Source organism: Schlesneria sp., from assembly GCF_036405755.1.
Classification (GTDB): domain Bacteria; phylum Planctomycetota; class Planctomycetia; order Planctomycetales; family Planctomycetaceae; genus Schlesneria; species Schlesneria sphaerica.
The window spans coordinates 1-3,468 of record NZ_DASWWZ010000675.1 but is presented as its reverse complement, the minus strand read 5'-3'; the positions used below and the strand labels follow the sequence as shown (position 1 = coordinate 3,468).

Below are 3,468 nucleotides of genomic sequence, written 5' to 3'. Positions count from 1 at the left end.
CACGGCGCGAAATATGCTTGAGGCGTGTGAGGGTCGGAAAACTGGTCTGGGCAATGCGCTACCTGAAAGAGCCTCGGGTGACGTATTTTCAGCCAACGAATCGGATTCATATCGGATTCATGAAGTTGCTCATTGTGAAGGTATTCACGCGATAAGTGGAATTTCTCGCCCAGTGGCGTCGGATGGGCGGCCCGCGAAACGTTCTCGCGTTCTAAAATCAATGAGCCAGACGCCGAAATGGGAAATCAAAAAATAGATACTGATTCGGCGAAACGAAATTATTAAGGTGTCCTTATTGCGACCAAGCTGTTGGCAAATCCACCAGTTCTTCAGAAACATCGCATTGAGACTCGTTATGATCGGTCAGAATGCGACGTGGAACCTAATTCACCCAAGGACACCGTGAGCGTTTCGGACACTAATCTCAAATTCGACGCTTTGCAGCGTAGCGAAGAACGGTATCGGGCGCTCGTTGATGCGACAGCACAGGTCGTGTGGTCCTGGACTCCCCATGGCGAAGACACCGGCTTCGCGCAGTCCCGGAAGTGGTGGGCAGAGGTGACTGGCCAGTCGGTGGAGGACCAGCAGGCCAGTCGCGAGTCCTGGCTGAGGGTGGTCCACCCCGCAGATCGAGACGGGGCCGCCCAGGCGTGGGCAAACGCGATCGAAACCAACAGCTTATATGACTCGACATTCCGAATTCAGGATCAATCCGGCCAGTGGCGTTTCATCCGTGCGCGTGGCGTGCCAATTCGCGATTCGGCGGGAGCAGTTTGGGAATGGGTCGGCACGTTGGAAGACGTGACCATTCAGCGGAACGCAATCGCCGAACGGGAGCGTCTGCTCGCCGTTGCGGAATCAGAACGGCGGAGGCTCGAAGAAGTCTTTCAGCATGCTCCCTCCCTGATGGCCGTTTTGCGGGGCCCCGATCACACCTTCGAACGTGTGAACGATCAGTGCATGGGGATCATCGGTGGCCGAGATATCCTGGGTAAGTCTGTCCGCGAGGCGTTCCCGGAAGTGCATGGCCAAGGGTATTTCGAGATTTTGGACGAAGTTTTCCGGACCGGTCAGCCTTACGCGCGTCCGAATTCGCGACTGAGTCTGCAACGTGACGGCGAGATTCAAAACAGAGAGCTTCACTTCGTCTTTCAGCCCACGTTTGACGCCGGTGGGAATGTCACAGGGGTGATCGTCCAGGGGATTGATCTGACCGAACAGCGGCGCGCCGAAGCGAATCTTGCGAAGCTGACCACAGAGTCGGAATGGCAGAGAAAGGTGTACGAAACCGTCTTGTCCCACACGGCGGACTTCGTATACCTGTTTGATCTCCGAGGGCGATTCACCTACGTAAACCGACCCTTGCTCGAACTGTGGGGGATAACGCTCTCCGAAGCTGTCGGATGTAATTTCCACGACCTCAATTATCCGCGAGACCTTGCCGAGAAGCTGCAGTCCCAGATCGAGGTTGTCATCGGGACGGGAGAGTCCCTGAAGGACGAAACCCTCTATACAAGCCCTTCGGGCGTGACGGGGTGTTACGAATACATCTTTGTTCCGGTCTTGGATGAGGATGGTTCTGTCAAGGCGGTCGCGGGTTCGACGCGCGACGTCTCGGAACGGAAACGGGCAGAAGAACGACTGCGGGCGAGCGAACAACGCTATCGCGCCCTGGTCAATGCCACGTCGGATGTCTTGTATTCGATGACGGGCGACTGGTCGGAAATGCAGCCGATCGACGGACGGGGGTTCCTGGCCAGCTCGGACAGGCCAGTCAAGCAATGGATGGTACAAATCGTTCCCGACTTTGAGCACGAGCGGCTTCAAGCGAATATCAAACAGGCCATCCTGAATAAGACGACGTTCGAACTGGAACACCAGGTGATTCTGGTAGACGGGACACTGGGCTGGACATTCTCTCGCGCCGTTCCCATCCTCAGTTCCGACGGAGCGATTATGGAATGGTTCGGCACGGCCAGCGACATAACCCGTCGCAAACGAGCCGAATTCGCTCTGAACGACATTCGCTCGCGGATGGAAGCCGCATTAAAGGCCGGGGCGATTGGTACGTGGAGCTGGGATATCGCGGCGGACCGCGTTTTCGGAGATATCAGTCTGGCACGCATGTTTTCCGTGGGGCCGGAAGTCATCAACGGCGAGCCACTCGCGGATCTCGTCAACTCCATTCATCCACAGGATCGAGAGCGAGTCAGCCAGGCGATCGTGGAAGCGGTGCGGGAAGGAAACCAGTACGAAGCCGAGTACCGCTTGCGTCGTCCGGATGGTTCGTGGCGATGGGTGACAGCGCGCGGACAGGTTGAAAGGAACGAAGCAGGTGAGGCCGTGCGGCTTCCCGGCGTGGTGATCGACGTGACTGACTGGAAGCGAGCCGAAGAACGTCTGGCACGGGTGACCGAAGAGTCTGAGCGTCGCAAGCGTCTGTACGAGGGGATTCTCAGCAGCACTCCCGACCTCGCTTACGTGTTCGATCTACAGCACCGCTTCACGTACGCCAATGAATCACTCCTGAAATTGTGGGGCAAGACCTGGGACGAGGCGATCGGAAAAACGTGTCTGCAAGTCGGGTTCGAACCCGAGCATGCCGCCATGCACGATCGGGAAATCGAAGAGGTCAAACGGTCCAGGACGACAATCCGTGGCGTCGTACCCTTCGAAGGGGTCTACGGTCGCCGAATGTACGAGTACATTTTCGTCCCTGTGATCGGTACCAAAGGAGAAGTGGAAGCGGTTGCAGGAACAACGCGCGATGTCACCGAGCGGATGGAATCCGAATCGGCCTTGCGGGAAGCTGACCGAAAGAAAGATGACTTTCTTGCTCTTCTGGCACATGAGCTGAGAAATCCGCTCGCCCCGATTCGCAACGGACTTCAGGTGATGCGCCTGGCCGAAGGGAAACCGGAGATCGTTTCGCAGGCGCGGGAGATGATGGATCGACAGCTCTCCCACATGATCCGGCTGGTCGACGACCTGCTGGACATCTCGCGCATCACGCGGAACAAAATGGAGCTGCGACGCAACCGAGTCTCCTTGAAAGAGATCATCAGTCATGCCGTTGAAGCATCAATGCCCGCCATCCATGAATCCGAGCACCAACTGATCGTTCAGGATCTCGGCGAGTCCGTCATGCTGGAGGCCGACCTGACGAGACTTGCCCAGGTCCTTTCGAATCTTCTCTTGAATAGCGCAAAATATACTCCGCGAGGAGGAACGATCTGGCTGACGGCCGAACAGTCAGATAACGAAGCAATCATCTCTGTACGTGACACAGGAATTGGAATCCCGGCGGCGGCGCTGCCGACAATTTTCGATATGTTCAGTCAAGTGGATCGGAGCGTCGAACGCAATATGGGTGGACTTGGAATTGGACTCGCACTGGTAAGGGGATTCGTTGAAATGCACGGAGGGAGAGTAACAGCCGAGAGCGCTGAGGGTTCTGGCAGCACGTTT

General features: G+C 56.7%; 1 protein-coding gene. It reads left to right on the top strand.

The window, feature by feature from the left end:
* Positions 1 to 375 precede the first annotated feature (375 nt).
* Positions 376 to 3,468 (top strand): PAS domain-containing sensor histidine kinase (locus VGE80_RS22325; protein WP_440594181.1); only part of this gene is annotated, 3,093 nt, incomplete at its 3' end.